At 69.1% G+C, this 14,999-nt stretch carries 12 protein-coding genes; 7 read left to right on the plus strand and 5 right to left on the minus strand.

Annotation, left to right across the window (positions count from 1 at the left end; genetic code table 11):
- The coding region (locus AB1634_15165; protein ID MEW6220855.1) for a helix-turn-helix transcriptional regulator at nucleotides 1-337 on the plus strand (337 nt) is incomplete at its 5' end.
- On the plus strand, nucleotides 334-624 hold the full coding sequence (locus tag AB1634_15170; GenBank protein ID MEW6220856.1) for a hypothetical protein: 291 nt from the start codon (nucleotides 334-336) through the stop codon (nucleotides 622-624). The genes AB1634_15165 and AB1634_15170, both read left to right, overlap by 4 nt.
- Before the next feature lie 109 nt (nucleotides 625-733).
- Here AB1634_15170 and AB1634_15175 read toward each other — a convergent pair whose 3' ends face one another.
- The 4 genes from AB1634_15175 to AB1634_15190 are packed head-to-tail and all read right to left on the minus strand — an operon-like array spanning nucleotide 734 to nucleotide 1,927.
- Nucleotides 734-988 (minus strand): Uma2 family endonuclease, encoded by a 255-nt coding sequence (locus AB1634_15175; protein MEW6220857.1) that lies wholly within the window; start codon nucleotides 986-988, stop codon nucleotides 734-736.
- A complete protein-coding gene (locus AB1634_15180; GenBank protein MEW6220858.1) occupies nucleotides 985-1,293 on the minus strand; it encodes a hypothetical protein in 309 nt (102 codons plus the stop codon). Before AB1634_15180 ends, AB1634_15175 begins: the two co-directional genes overlap by 4 nt.
- An 11-nt stretch (nucleotides 1,294-1,304) precedes the next feature.
- Nucleotides 1,305-1,514: a hypothetical protein gene (locus tag AB1634_15185; protein MEW6220859.1), complete on the minus strand. Its 210-nt coding sequence runs from the start codon at nucleotides 1,512-1,514 to the stop codon at nucleotides 1,305-1,307.
- Nucleotides 1,511-1,927: a DnaJ family domain-containing protein gene (locus AB1634_15190; GenBank protein MEW6220860.1), complete on the minus strand. Its 417-nt coding sequence runs from the start codon at nucleotides 1,925-1,927 to the stop codon at nucleotides 1,511-1,513. The genes AB1634_15185 and AB1634_15190 overlap by 4 nt, the downstream gene beginning before the upstream one ends.
- A gap of 244 nt (nucleotides 1,928-2,171) precedes the next feature.
- Between AB1634_15190 and AB1634_15195 the strand changes: the two genes are divergently transcribed.
- The 5 genes from AB1634_15195 to AB1634_15215 all read left to right on the plus strand — a co-directional run bounded on the left by AB1634_15195 (nucleotide 2,172) and on the right by AB1634_15215 (nucleotide 14,655).
- Nucleotides 2,172-3,302 carry a YjgN family protein gene (locus AB1634_15195; GenBank protein ID MEW6220861.1) on the plus strand — a complete coding sequence of 377 codons (1,131 nt, stop codon included), beginning with the start codon at nucleotides 2,172-2,174 and terminating at the stop codon, nucleotides 3,300-3,302.
- Nucleotides 3,289-4,344, plus strand: a complete 1,056-nt coding sequence (locus tag AB1634_15200) for a M48 family metallopeptidase (GenBank protein ID MEW6220862.1) — start codon at nucleotides 3,289-3,291, stop codon at nucleotides 4,342-4,344. Before AB1634_15195 ends, AB1634_15200 begins: the two co-directional genes overlap by 14 nt.
- Before the next feature lie 233 nt (nucleotides 4,345-4,577).
- A complete protein-coding gene (locus AB1634_15205) occupies nucleotides 4,578-4,871 on the plus strand; it encodes a hypothetical protein (GenBank protein ID MEW6220863.1) in 294 nt (97 codons plus the stop codon).
- A complete protein-coding gene (locus tag AB1634_15210) occupies nucleotides 4,868-5,452 on the plus strand; it encodes a winged helix-turn-helix transcriptional regulator (GenBank protein ID MEW6220864.1) in 585 nt (194 codons plus the stop codon). Before AB1634_15205 ends, AB1634_15210 begins: the two co-directional genes overlap by 4 nt.
- A gap of 398 nt (nucleotides 5,453-5,850) precedes the next feature.
- Nucleotides 5,851-14,655, plus strand: coding sequence for a PKD domain-containing protein (locus tag AB1634_15215; GenBank protein MEW6220865.1), 8,805 nt, complete (start codon nucleotides 5,851-5,853; stop codon nucleotides 14,653-14,655).
- A gap of 67 nt (nucleotides 14,656-14,722) precedes the next feature.
- On the opposite strand, the gene AB1634_15220 is transcribed toward AB1634_15215, so the two are convergent.
- Nucleotides 14,723-14,999, minus strand: a 277-nt coding sequence (locus tag AB1634_15220; protein ID MEW6220866.1) for a hypothetical protein, incomplete at its 5' end; no start/stop codon positions are given.

Below are 14,999 nucleotides of genomic sequence, written 5' to 3' on the forward strand. Positions count from 1 at the left end.
CTTTCGGCGTGGTATGCCTCCCGGCATGAATACGGTTCTGCTCACCCTGGTCAGCCCCGGCGAGATGGCCAAAGCCATGGGGGAGCGCGTACGCATTCTTCGACTCCGCAAGGAATGGACGCGGGAAACGCTGGCCAGACGGGCCGGGGTTTCGGTGGCATCGCTGAAGCGTTTCGAAACCACAGGAATGGCCTCCCTTGGCCTGGTGCTCAAGGTTGCCCACGCCTTGGACCGCCTGCAGGAGCTCAACAAGGTGTTTCAGCCGCCGCCTGCGCGGAGCATCGAGGAACTGGAGCAGCGGGCCGGGAAGCCTGGGCCGAAGCGAGGCCGCCTTTGAAGAAGCTGGAGGTGCGGCATACCCGCCGCCCAGGAGAATCGCGGCAGGTCGGCGTGCTGGCCGAGGAGCGCGGCCGAGTTTTTTTCGAGTACGCTCCGGGGTTCCTGGCCACCGGCTTGAACCTCTCGCCATTCCGCCTGCCGGAAAGAGCCGGGGTGTCGAAACGGGAGGCCACCTCGATCATCAAGGCCGTTCAGACCGCTGTGGCGCGCTGGCAGGACTTCGCTGTTCAGACTGGGATTTCGAAGACCAGCATGCAGGAAGTCGCCGCCTCCTTGTCTGGATGAGGGAGCAGCAACAGAGAGCTGGCACAACGGGGGGGACATCGTGGCAGGCCTGGGTGCCAGCACCGGACAGCAGCACCGCCAGGAGCCAGGGATCAGGAGGGCAGGGGGCTCATGGCAGCCAGAGAGTGGAAAGATCGACCTCCACCTCAGGAAACGGCTCGGCGCGCACCAAGTCGTCTTCGGCATGGGTGCCGATGATGACCCAGCGGCCTGCATCCAGCTGGAGAATCTCGAGGGTTCTGCTCAAGGGATCGATCAGCCAGAGATAGGGAATCTGGTGGCGGGCGTAGATCCCGGTCTTCGTGACCCGATCCAGGCGGATGCTGCCGGGGGAGAGGATTTCACCGATCCAATCCGGCGTCACGGCAATCCAGTTGTGCCTTCCTCGACCGGGAATCTTTCCTGGTGCCAGCCGGCCAGATCCGGCACCAGGATGTCCTCACCGAAGGAAACCTCGGGCTCGTCAAGAAAGATCCAGCCGCCCGGCCCTCCGGCGCCGCGATCATAGGTCGGTCCCAGGAAGTACCCCATGACCGTTGCGGTCCGGACATGCCGGCGGGACGGCCGCGGCGTGACACGCAGCTCGCCGGCGATGATCTCGCCTTTGGCATGCTCGGGAATGGCGTACAGATCGTCGTAGGTGGCCCGGGCTCGGGCCGGCTCGGTCATGGCGCCGCCCTTCAAGCGTTGCCTTGGCCCGTCTCCGGATCGGGCTGGCCCAGCTTGGCGTCCAGGAACTCACACTCCAGGGGGGTGAGGTCGAACCTGACCTCCGCCTCCCGGATGATGGCCTGCCGGGTCTTGCCCGGCGAGCTTTCCACGGTCTGGCAGATCCAGCGCACCGCCTTGCGGATCTTCTCGCCTTCCGGCTCCACCCCTTGTCCGCTCATGGCACCTCCTTCCTGCCGCCGGCGGCAGACTGCGTCTTCACGGCCACGCTCAGCCGCTCCACCACCTTGGGATAGTAGTGCTCCTGCTTTTCCAGCTCCACCGGCCGCTTCCGGGCCAGGTTCAGCTTGAGGGTGAGAAGGCCGAGCTTTTTCATCTGCCGGAGGCGGGTGTGCTCGTCTTCGGTGGTGGCGATGAGCTCTTCGAGGCGGGCGATGTCCCGCCGCAGCTCCACCTCGGGTGGCAGGCAGTCGGCGTTCTTGAGGATCTTGAAGGCCATCCGCAGCTCAGGCGGGATGTGGCTGTCGTCCTCGAAGACCAGAGGCCGGTTTTTCCAGCCTTCCACCACCAGCTCCCCCCGCTCCATGGCCTCGGTGATCTTGCGCTCGGCAACGATGCGAAAGGCCTCCAGCATGGCTCCTCCCGGCGATGAGGCTGCGTGGCGCCCCAGCGCCGCCAGACGGCGGCGGGGCGGGCATGGACACAGGCCGCATGGTACGAGCCGGAAAGGCGGTTGTCAACGGCGGAGCGCGCCCAGGCGCGGACTCCCGGATCACCGCCTGACCCCTGTCGCTCCCCCGCAAGTCGGAGAAATCAGGCTGGCCTTCCGGTGGTCAAAATCGTATGGTGGGAAAAGATGCATCCCCAGGGAGGAGCCTATGGACGGACGTTCCACCACCGGGACAGACCCGGTTTCACCCCAGGCGGCCGGGGTGCCGGCGCCGGCGCCGGCGCCGGTTCCGGAAATGCCGGCGGCGGCAGCTGAGCCGCACCGGTATCCCTTTGTGTTCATGGGCACGGGGGGCGAGTACTTCCGGATCTGGATCGTCAACCTGCTGTTGTCCATCCTGACCCTGGGCATCTATTCCGCCTGGGCCAAGGTGCGGCGGGAGCAGTACTTCCACCGCAACACCTTCCTGGACGGCAGCCCCCTCGATTACCACGGCCGGCCGGCCGCCATCCTGAAAGGCCGCCTCATCGCGGCGGTGCTCTTCCTGGCCCTGTCGGTGGCCCAGCGGATCGATCCCCGGGTCTATCTGGTCCTGCTTTTGGTCCTGGCGCCGATCATACCCTGGATGATCGTCCGCACCTTCCGCTTCCGGGCGGTCAACACCAGCTACCGGGGCCTGCGTTTCGACTTCGTCGGCCGCTACCGCCAGGCCCTGACCACCTTTGTCGGCCTCCCTCTCCTGGTAGCCTTGACCGGCGGGCTGCTGGCGCCCTATTGGATCCGGAGGCAAAAGAAGTTCGTCCTCGATCACCTGACTTTCGGCACCAGCCGTTTCTCCTGCCAGGCGTCCACCGGCGGCTTCTACCGGATCTTCGGCATCCTCTTTCTCCTGGTCTTCGGGGCGGTGGCGGGCATGACCGCCCTGGCCGGGGTCCTGAAGCCGTGGGCCAGCGGCGCCCATGCCCCGTACCTGGCCGGCATCGTTACCGGCCTGGGGACCCTGGCCTACCTTCTGGTCATCCTGGGCACCGTGCCGTACTGGCAGGTGGCCACGACCAACCATATCTGGAATCACACCCGCCTGGGGGAGCATCAGTTCAGCAGCTCCCTCCGCCTTGGCCCCTACGTGGGCATTGTGGTCACCAACTGGCTGGCGACCCTGGTCACCCTGGGCCTCTATTGGCCCTGGGCCCAGATGCGGCTGGCCAATTACCGGGCGGCCCAGACCAGTGTCGTCGTCACCGGCAGCCTGGACCGGTTCGTGGCCGCCGAGAGCGCCCAGGTCACCGCGGTCGGCGAGGAGATGGCGGATCTCTTCGACTTCGATGTCTCCCTCTGATCCGGAGGTTGCGGCCAGCTTCTTCGACGGCGCCAGCTCCCAGCGCCATGCCGTGCGGCTGCGGGCGGCCGGCGGCCAGCTGCGCATCGAGGGCGAGGGCTGGAGCCGCGAGCTTCCCTGCCTGCTGGTGCGGGTCTCGGAGCCCATGGGCGCGGCCCCCCGCATCCTGACCCTGCCGGACCGCTGCCGCTGCGAGGTTCCGCCCCAGGACGGTCTCGCCGAGCTGCTGCTCAGTCTCGGCCACCGGGATGCCAGCGTGGTGCACTGGCAGAGCCGGTGGCGGCATGCGGCCGCAGCCCTGGCGGCGGTGGTGCTGCTGGTGGCCGCCGGCTATCTCTGGGGCCTGCCCTGGCTGGCCGACACCGTGGCAGCGGCCCTGCCGGCCTCCTGGGTCAATACCGTCTCCGAGGAGACGGTGGCGGTCCTGGAGGAGCGGCTCTTCGAGCCCACCGGCCTGCCCGCCAGCCGCCAGCAGGCCCTGCGGGAAGGCCTCGCCGGTCTGGTGCAGGCCGCTCCCGCGGCGCCTTCCTACCGGCTGCTCTTCCGGTCGGCGCCCAAGGTCGGCGCCAATGCCTTCGCCTTTCCCAACGGCGACATCGTGCTCCTGGATCAGCTGGTGGCCCTGACCGCTGATGACGAGGAGGTGCTGGCGGTTCTGGCCCACGAGCTGGGCCATCTCGCGGATCGCCACAGCCTGCGCCAGCTCATCCGCAGCACCGTGGTCTCCTTCCTGGTGGGGGCCTACCTGGGCGACATCTCCTCCCTGGCCTCCGGGCTCGCCACCATGCTCCTGCAGGCCGGCTACAGCCGGGAGTTCGAATGGCAGGCCGACCGCTACGCCGCCCATCTCCTCATCGCCACCGGCCGCTCGCCGATCCTGCTCGCCACCATGCTGCGCAAGCTGGAAAAAGGCCTGCACCGGCCGCCAGACGAGGAGAGCGACAAGGACAACGGGGATGCGGACGCCGGGGCAGGGGACAGCATCTTCGCCTCCCACCCCGATACCCTGGTCCGCATCCAGGAGCTCATGCTCGGCCGGTGATCGGGGGGCGGTGCCCGCCACTCATGGTGCGGGCAGGCGCCTGGCCCTCCCGCCGGCAGGCTTGTCCCCGGGAAGGACAAGGCCCGGTCCCGGCCGGTCATCCTGCCCAGAGCACAGGGAGATCGTAGCGCCGGATGTTGGAATCGTTGGTGACCAGGGTGAGGCCTTCGATGTGGGCCTGAAAGAGACGCTATCACCGGAAGCTCAGAACCGTAACCGGCACCGGCACGGTGATGAGCGCCGCCGGCCGCATCCTTGGCCAAGGGCAGAGACAGACGGCCCGGGATCTTTTCGATCTTTTTGCTCTTGACCGTCACTGGAAGCCGATTGACCGGTTCGTCGCAGAGATCAGCCAGGCGGGGACAGGGTTTCCGGTGGATATCTTTCGCCAGAATCTGGCTGCCATCCCATGGATGGACCTGATCGACGAATGCGACATGCTGGAGGTTCTTCCTCCCTATGAAAGGGTGGCGGCCTTGGATCTCAAGAGGTTCTTCGACGATGTGCTGCGAAGGCTCATGCCATGACAGGATCGTCGCCTGAGCGCAGCCTGGCCCTGGTACTGCGGGCGGCCCTGTGGAGCGGCGCCTGGCCGGAGCAGAAGTGGCGCCGGGCTATGCTCCAGGCGCCGGCGGCGCACCGGCTGGTGGTGAAGGCCTCGTTCGGCCAGATGCCGGCGGCGGTGCTCATCGAGGCCCTGGGGGCAAGGCGCTTCGTGGCGATCTGGCCGGAGGTGCGCAAGCTTTTTGATCCGGAGGATGTGCTGGACCGCCAGCGCCTTCTCCTCTTCGATTCCACCTGGGGGATACTGACCACCGGGGATGCGCAGTATCCCGTGTCAGAGAAGGTGGCGACCTTGAGCCCAGGCCGGTTGGCGCTCCTGCGGGCCATCGTCTCGGCACCGGGCATCTCCCTGGCCGACCTGGCACAGGTCGTTGGTCGCAGCTCCTCCCGGGTGCGCAGGGAGGTGGCATGGCTCATTGCCAACGGTCTCGTTGACCAGGAGGAAGGAGCTGACAGCAACCGCCAGACCTTTCGACTCTACGCCCGGGAATCGATCAATACCGCACTCGCCCGGGCGGGCAACGCGAGGGACAAGCGCTTCTGACCTGATTGGGCATCCCGCTCTCACGCCCGCAGCCACTCCGGCTGCGGGCAGCCTGCCCGGCCGATAGGCGTCCGGCCTCCGGCCTTCTCCCGCCCCATTTCCGGTCTGGCCATTCCTAAAAAGATTTTCATATACTGGAAGAAGGGAGCGCCGGCCCCTCACGGGCGGCGGCCTGGCGTCTGACAACTTCTTTCCGGTCCGCCACGCCGCCGGCTGGCTTCCACGAAGGACTGGCCTCTCCGGTGCGGGCCTGCCGCACCGGCTCCGGCATCTGCCGGACAACTGGCCCCTCGGCACGCGCCAACGCGAAAAACGAGCCAACGTCTATCCGCCGGCAACAGGAGCCTCCACGGCCCGCGGATGCTGATCCACTCGTGCCCGATCCCAGGAGCCAGGCCATGGGTCCCTGCCCCCGCCGCGTTCTCTCCCTCCTCCTGCTCTTCGCCGTCTTGGCCCTTGGCCCCTGGGCCGAGTCCGCCGATGCCGGCCGCTGGCAGGCGCCGTTCCGGGATGGCGAGCTCATCGTCAAGCTCAAGGACGGGGTCAGTCGCGACCAGGCCCGGCAGCTCCACGGCCGCAAGCGGGCACTGCTCCTCAAGGAGTACCGCCGCGCCCGGCTCCAGCAGATCCGGCTCCGCAAGGGCATGACCGTCGAGGAGGCGGTGGATCTTTATCAGGCCGATCCGGACGTGGAGTACGCCGAGCCCAACTTCGTCCTCAGCACCGAGTCAGTGCCCAACGATCCCAAGTACTACCTGGAGTGGGGCCTCGAGAATACCGGCCAGCTCAACGGCGCCTCGGCCGGCCACGACATTCGGGCCACTGCGGCCTGGGAGACCACCACCGGCCATGCCGCCGTGGTGGTGGCGGTGATCGATACCGGTGTCGACTACCGGCATCCGGATCTGGCGGCCAACATGTGGTCCAACGAGGCCGAGGCCAACGGCCAGCCCGGGGTGGACGACGACGGCAACGGTCACATCGACGACCTCCACGGCATCGATACGATCAACAACGATGCCGATCCCATGGACGACAACCGGCACGGCACCCACGTGGCCGGCACCATCGGCGCGGCCGGGAACAACGCCATCGGTGTGGCCGGCGTCGCCTGGGATGTCCGGATCATGGCCTGCAAGTTCCTGGGCGCCAGTGGCAGTGGCTATACCTCCGACGCGGTCGACTGCCTGGAGTATGTCAAGACCATGCGGGACCGGGGGGTCAACGTGGTGGCCACCAACAACTCCTGGGGAGGCGGCGGTTACTCCCGTGCCCTCCATGACGCCATCCGCGCCCAGGAGGATATCCTCTTCGTGGCAGCCGCCGGCAACAATGGCGACAACAACGACCTGCACCCGCACTATCCCTCCAGCTACCCGGCCCCGAATCTCATCTCGGTGGCCGCCACCGACTATTTCGACCGCCTGACCTCTTTTTCCAACTACGGGGTGCAAAGCGTCCATGTTGCGGCCCCGGGCTACTACATCTATAGCACCCTGCCGAACAATGCCTACGGCTACCTGAGCGGCACCTCCATGGCCACCCCCCATGTCACCGGTTTGGCCGCCCTGCTCAAGGCCGCCAGCCCGGGCATGGCGGCAGGAGAGGTCCGGGCGATCATCCTCGACAGTGGCGATCCCTTGGCTACGGTGGGCCGCCTTGTCACCGACCGCCGGATCAATGCCGAGCGGGCCCTGCAATGGGCATCGCCGGAAGCCGCCTTTGCCGCCGCGCCCACGGAGGGCGAATATCCGCTGGCGGTCCGCTTTACGAACCAGTCCACCTTTGCCGGCTCCTGGCTGTGGGATTTCGGCGACGGTGCCACCAGCACCGCCCGGGAGCCGGAGCACGTCTACCAGGCCGCGGGTGTCTATACCGTGCGCCTCACGGCCTTTGGCGCCGGCGGCTCTTCCGATGTGGAGGAGAAGGTTGACCTGGTGACCGTGCGGCGGCCGACCCTGAACGCCACCTTTCAGGCCCAGCCCCAGGCCGGCAGCTATCCCCTGACCGTGCGCTTCACCGTGGCCGCCAGCCTCGCCTCCGCCTGGCTGTGGGACTTCGGCGACGGCCAGATGAGCGTCAGCCGCGAGCCGGTGCACACCTATACCCGGGAGGGGAGCTACACGGTGCGCCTCACCGCCGTGAGCCCGGACGGGGAGGCGGTGACCGAGGAGAAGGCAGCCCTCATCCAGGTGGGCCATCCCTCACCCCTGGTGGCCTTTGCCATGGAGCCGACGGCGGGCATGGCTCCCCTCACCGTGGCCTTCCGCCAGGGCTCGCTGTTTGCCGACTCCTATGTCTGGGACTTCGGTGACGGCGCCATGAGCACCGAGCCGGCGCCGGTGCACACCTACACCGCGCCGGGCACCTATTCGGTGCTCCTGGTGGCCAGCGGTCCCGGCGGCACCGACAACCGGCTGCAGAGCGAGGTGGTGACCGTGACAGCGCCGCCGCCCCAGGCCGCGTTTTCGGCCACGCCGCTGGCCGGGGTGGCACCGCTCACGGTCTTGTTCCGCGACGCCTCGGAGAACGCCTCCGCCTGGTCCTGGGATTTCGGCGACAGCGCTGCCGACAGCCGCTCCCAGGCCCAGAGCCCGCAGCACACCTTTCGGACGCCGGGCACCTATTCCGTCACCCTGGCCGTTAGCGGGCCGGGCGGTGAGGACAGCATTACCAGAACCGACCTGGTCACGGTCGGGGCGCCGCCGCCCACCGCCAGCTTCGGGGCCAGTCCCACGACCGGTGTCGCGTCACTGGCGGTGCGGTTCTCCTATCAGGGCCAGGGGGCCACGGCCTGGGTCTGGGCCTTCGGCGACGGCAGCACCAGCCAGGAGGCCAACCCGGTCCACACCTATGCCAATCCGGGGCGGTACAGCGTCGCTCTCGCGGTCAGCGGCCCCGGCGGCCAGGCGAGCACCACGCGCCAGGATCTGGTGCGGGTGACCGCGCCGCCGCCGGCGGTGGATTTTGCAGCCAGTCCGGTGGCCGGCGTCTATCCCCTGGTGGTGGCGTTTTCCGATGCCTCTTCCTGGGTGGATACCTGGTCCTGGGATTTCGGCGATGGCACGGGCAGCAGCGCCGCCAGCCCCACCCACACCTATGTCGAGCCCGGCCTCTATACCGTCACCCTCACCGGAACCGGCCCCGGCGGTCAGGGGGTACGGCGTCAGAAAGGGCTGGTGCTGGTGAGTCATCCCCGGCCGGAGGCCGCCTTTGCCGCCAGCCCCGCGGCTGGCGTCGCCCCCCTGGTCGTGACCTTCACCAACCAGTCCCGGAACGCCGATTCCTGGCGCTGGGACTTCGGGGACGGCAGCACCGGGACCGAGCAGCAACCCCGCCACACCTACAGCGTCCCGGGCAGCTACACGGTGACCCTTACCGCCAGCGGCCCGGGCGGCGAGGCCACCATCAGCCGGGCCGGCCTGGTGACGGTGCGGAGCGATGAGCCCCTGGCGGGCTTTTCCGCCACGCCGCTGGCCGGCACCGCGCCCCTGGCGGTGGCCTTCACCGATGCCTCCGGCTCCGGCACCAGGGCCTGGCAGTGGGACTTCGGCGACGGCGGCACCTCGGCCGAGCAGCATCCCCGCCACACCTACAGCGCCGCCGGCCGCTACACGGTGACCCTGGTGGCCTCCGGTGCGGATGGCGCGACGCGCTACGAGAAGACCGATTACGTCCTGGCTCAGGAGCCGGCGCCGGAGGCCCGTTTTTCAGCCGCGCCCCCTACTGGTGCTGCGCCCTTGGCGGTGAGCTTTACCGACGCCTCCAGCCATGCGACGGCCTGGCTGTGGGATTTCGGCGACGGCAGCACCTCGGCCGAGCAGCATCCCCGCCACACCTACCAGAGCCCCGGCTCCTACGCGGTGCGCCTGGCTGTCACCGGCCCCGGGGGCAGTGCCCAGGCCGGCGGCGCCAGCCTGGTGACGGCGCTCCTGCCGGCACCCCAGGCCGGGTTTGCGGCTGTACCCGCCGCTGGCACCCTGCCGCTCACCGTGGCCTTCACCGACAGCTCCACGGGTGCCACTTCATGGCACTGGGACTTCGGCGACGGCGCCTCCTCCACCGAGCGCCAGCCTCGCCATACCTATTCGGCGGCCGGCGTCTATCCGGTGACCCTCACGGTGACCAACCAGGACGGCAGCGCCTATCTCACCCAGGCCAGCTGCGTCACCGTCCGGCAGCCAACACCGGTGGCGAGCTTCCAGGCCCAGCCGGTGGCCGGTGCCTTCCCCCTGGCGGTGAGCTTCACCGACCAGTCCGCCAACGCCAGCTCCTGGCTGTGGGATTTCGGCGACGGCGCGACCAGCGCCGAGCGCCATCCCCGCCACACCTATGCCACGGCCGGCGCCTTTACCGTTACCCTCACCGCGGCCAATCCGGACGGCAGTCACCAGAAGAGGGTGGCCGATCTGGTCACGGTCCGTCATCCGGCACCGGTTGCCGATTTCGGGCTGGCGCCCGCCTCTGGCCCTTATCCCCTGGCGGTCGCGTTCCAGGATCGCTCCAGCCAGGCCACCGGCTGGCGCTGGGACTTCGGCGACGGTGCCACCTCCGGCGAGCCTTCCCCCCGGCATACCTACGAGACGCCGGGGGTCTATCCGGTCACCCTGACAGTGACGAACCCGGACGGCAGCGACACCACGAGCCGGGCCGGCGCGGTGACCGTTCTCCATCCCGCGCCGCGGGCGGATTTCGCCGCTGCCCCCTTGTCCGGTCTCGCCCCCCTCACGGTGTCCTTTGCCGACAGCTCAGAAAACGCCCTCTATCCCTGGTGGGAGCTCGGCGACGGCACGGTGTCCGGCGCGGCGGCGCTCAGCCACACCTATGCCCAGCCCGGTCGCTACCAGGCCCGGCTCACCGTGGCCGGTCTGGACGGGGAGGGGAGCGACAGCAGGACTGTGGAGATCGTCGCCCTCTATCCGGCGCCCCAGGCGCAGTTTGCCGCCAGCCCCTCGGCCGGCGTCTACCCCCTTGCGGTGCGCTTTGAAAACCAGTCCGGCAACGCCAGCTCCTGGCTGTGGGACTTCGGCGACGGCTTCACCTCCACAGAGGAGCAGCCGGTGCACACTTACACCAGCGCCGGCCGCTACACCGTAACCCTCACCGCCACCAACCCGGATGGCAGCGCTACCTGGAGCGCCCCTGAGCCCATCGCGGTGGGCTATCCTCTGCCCGAGGCGGATTTTGCCGCCTCGTCTCTGACCGGCCCCGCCCCCCTGGCTGTGGCCTTCCAGAGCCTGGCTCGCCATGCCAGCTCCTGGCTCTGGGACTTCGGCGACGGCGAGACCAGCACTGACGAGCACCCGCAGCACATCTACGCGGAGCCTGGCCTCTACACCGTCACCTTGACGGTCACCAACCCGGCCGGTAGCGACCGGCAGGAGCAGGCGGACCTCGTGCAGGTGGCGCCGCCCGTGCCCCAGGCGGATTTTTCGTGGAGCCCGGCCACCGGCGTCGCCCCCCTTGCCGTGGCCTTCGTGAACAGCTCCGAGGATGCCGACCGCTGGCTCTGGGATTTCGGCGATGGCGCCAACAGCAGCGAGGCGGCGCCCCGCCACACCTTCCAGGCGCCGGGTCGCTACACCGTGACCCTCACCGCCACCGGTCCTGGGGGCAGCGACACTGCCCGGCAGCCGGATGCGGTGGTGGTCCTGCCGGCCCCGCCCCAGGCAGCCTTTGTCGCCAGCCCCGAGGCCGGGGTCGCGCCCTTGACCGTGGCCTTCACCGACACCTCCCAGGGTGCCTCGGCCTGGCAATGGGACTTCGGGGATGGCACGGGCAGCAGCGCGCAGCATCCGCGCCACGAGTATGGGGCAGCCGGCTTTTTCACCGTGACCTTGCGGGTCAGCGGAGCGGGCGGCGCGGCTGAGGCGAGCGGCACGATCGTCGTCCAGCCGGCGCCGCCCCGGGCCGCCTTCCAGGCTACGCCCACCGCCGGCGTCTATCCCCTGACCGTGACCTTCACCGACACCTCCCAGAGCGCCTCGGCCTGGGTCTGGGATTTCGGGGATGGCACCGGCAGCCGGGAGCGTCATCCGGTCCATGTCTATCAGGCCGCTGGCAGCTACACCGTGCGCCTCACCGCCACCGGTGCCGGCGGCGAGGATCGGCTGGAGCGCGCGGGCCTGGTGCAGGTGGGCCATCCGCTGCCCGCGGCCGATTTTTCCGCCATGCCCACCCGGGGTGAGCCGCCCCTGGAGGTGGCCTTCACCGACCAGTCCCGCTACGCCACCTCCTGGATCTGGGACTTCGGCGATGGCACCGGCTCCACCGAGGCCAACCCCCGCCACGTCTACGAGCGGGAGGGGACCTACACCGTGACCCTGACCGTCCGCAATCCCGGGGGCGCGGATTCGGAGATCAGAATCGGCTGGGTGCAGGTGACCCGGCCTGTGACCAGGGCCGCCTTCACCCTCAGCCCCACCCAGGGTCCGGCCCCCCTGGCGGTAAGCTTCAGCGACCAGTCCACCAACGCGACCGTCTGGTCCTGGGATTTCGGTGACGGTACCGGCAGCACCGAGCAGCAGCCGGCCCACACCTACCAGACGCCCGGGGTCTACACGGTAAGCCTGGTGGTCTCCGGGGCCGGGGGCCAGCATCGGCTGAGCAAGAGCAATGCGGTCTCGGTACGGCAGCCAGCGCCGGTGGCCGATTTTTCGGCCTCGCCCCTGGCCGGTCCCCAGGCACCCCTGGTGGTTCAGTTCCAGGATGCCTCACAAAACGCCGCATCCTTTCTCTGGGATTTCGGTGACCGCTCGTACTCCGCCGAGCCCAGCCCCCGCCACACCTATTACCGTAAAGGCGTCTACACCGTGAGCCTCCGGGTCTCGAATCTTACCGGCACCTCCACGCGGACCCAGGAGGACCTGATCACGGTGGGCGGCAGCACCACCCGCGCCGCCTTCACCGCCAGCCCCCTGACCGGCCAGGCCCCTCTTCATGTCGTCTTCCGGGATGATTCCGATCGGGCCACGTCCTGGGCCTGGGACTTCGGGGATGGCTACACCGGCATTGGCCGCGATCAGGTGCACGCCTACACCATGCCCGGCACCTATACGGTCACTCTGCGGGTCACCGGCCCGGATGGCGTGGAGGATACCCTGGTCCAAGAGGGGTACGTGACGGTCACCGGCCCTCCCGGCAGTTGCCAGGCGGCCTTCCAGGCCCAGCCCACCAGAGGAGACGCCCCCCTGTCCGTGAGCTTCTTCGACCGTACCCAGGGCGCCACCGCCTGGTCCTGGGATTTCGGCGACGGCACCAGCAGCCAGGAGCAGAACCCGGCTCATACGTACCAGGCGGCCGGCAGCTACACCGTGACCCTGGTGGCGGAGGCCAACGGTGTGCGCTGCACCACCCGGCAGCCCAATCTCATTGTCGTGCAGCCGCCGCCGGTGCAGGCGGATTTCGTGGCCGACCTCACCAGCGGCCCCTTCCCTCTGGCGGTCCAGTACACAGAGCAGTCCCGGAATGCCGGCAGCTGGCATTGGGACTTCGGCGACGGCAGCACCAGTGACCAGGCCAGCCCCAGCCATGTCTACACCGAGGCCGGCAGCTACACCGTCTCCTTTACCGCCAGCGGGCCTGGTGGCAGCGACACCGAGACCAAGGCGAGCCTCATCACCGTGACCCCGCCCGCCAGCGCCCTGCCCCGGGCGGGCTTCGTGGCGAGTCCGGCCAGCGGCGCCTATCCCCTGGCGGTGGCCTTCGACAACACCTCGGCCAACGCCGAGAGCTGTCGATGGGACTTCGGCGACGGGGTCACCAGCACCCTGGCCGAGCCGGTGCACATCTACGTGGCGCCGGGCACCTACACCGTCACCCTGGAGGTCTCCGGCCGCTACGGCACCGACCAGGCGGTGCAGGAGGACTGTGTCACAGTTACGGTGCCGGCGGACGGCAGCATCACCCGGGCCGGCTTCGAGGCCGAGCCCCTGGCCGGGGTCGGGCCGCTTACCGTCAGCTTCCGCAACCGCTCGGTGAACGGACTTTCCTATGCCTGGGACTTCGGCGACGGCTCCTCCTCGACCGAGGAGCATCCCCGCCACACCTACCAGCGGCCAGGCACCTTCACGGTGCGCCTTACCGCCTTTGGTGCCTACGACGAGTCCACTCTGGTGCAGGAGGGCTACATCCTGGTGACCGCACCGCCGGCGCCCCTCACACCCGCCGACCCCTGGCCGGCCGACGGCGCCCAGGGCGTCGATCCCGGCACCAGCCTCTCCTGGCTGCCCGGGGTCGAGGATCCCGACATCCGCTACGACGTCTACCTGGGCGAGGCGGGGGGCGAGCTGACCCTGCAGGCCCAGGATGTCCGGCCGACCCGGGTGGAGCAGGCAGCCGCTGATCCAGGCTGTCTTCTCATCGGTGACTGGACGGCCGAGACGCTTGCCGCTGGGCCCTGGGCCGGCCAGGAGCTGTTCCGGGCCCCGGCCGGCGGCCGCAACTTCGCGGTCTTCATGCCCCTGATCCCGCTGCCCGGCCGCTATGGGCTGGAGGTGGCGGTGCAGCCGGATCCCGAGCTGGCCCGCCAGGCGGCGGTGCTGGTGGTCCACGCCCGCGGCACCAGTCTGGTGACGGTGGACCAGTCGGCCGGGGAGGAGGGCTGGGTGAGCCTGGGGGCCTTTGAGCTGGCGGCCGGCTATGGCAGCGCCGTCATCCTGACCAGCCTGGGCGCGGATGGCCCGGTGGCCGCTCTGGCGGTGCGGCTGACCGGCGGCATCTGGGCGCCGGATTCCGGTCTGGAGCCGGGCGCCTCCTATGCCTGGCAGGTGGTGGCGAAGAATGCCGTGCTGGAGACCCGGGAGGGCCCGGTCTGGCAGTTTGTCACCGCCGGCGCGGTGGACCTGCAGCTCAGGATCGGCAACCGGACCATCGACGAGCCGGCGGTGACGCTGGCCGCCGGCACACCGCTGGCGGCGACGGTGTCGGTCTTCCCCGGCTCCTGGGCCGGACAGCCCGGCGAGGTGTGGCTGTCCATCGCCCACGCCGGCACCGGTAGCCAGTTCTGGCGGGGACCCGACAGCTGGTCCCGGCAGGTGCTACCCTATGCCGCTGGCAGCCTGGCCGGCCTGGCTGGCTATCCCTTCCTGCCCAAGGTGCAGCTGCCGGCGGGCAGCTGGGAGCTGGCGGCCTGCGTGGACGATGCGCTGGACGGGGTGCGGCAGGAGGGGCGTTGCGACGCCATCCAGGTTCTGGTGCGCTGAGCCGTGTGGTTAGGTGCAGCCACGCTCATCACGCGCCTATGGTTGCATATAGCCTGCCCCACAGACTCTAGCCGACCACACGCTCGAACACCCGCCGGAAGTAGGCCGGGTACTCTGTAAGAACCGCCTCGGCAGCCCGCCGCTTTCGGCGCAGCCCAGCCTTCAGCTCCTCGCGAGCCGAGATCTCGGGTACGACTTCGGCGAGTTCGATGGCGAGCGGTCGGTCGGCGAAGCCCGCTTCGTACAGGAGAATCGATACCTCGGACGGGAGCCCGTACTTGAGCCGCTTCTGAAGCGTCTGCAGCAACGTTACCGCCGTCCCCTCGTCCTCGGGGCTCACGAGT

Source organism: Thermodesulfobacteriota bacterium, from assembly GCA_040755095.1.
Classification (GTDB): domain Bacteria; phylum Desulfobacterota; class Desulfobulbia; order Desulfobulbales; family JBFMBH01; genus JBFMBH01.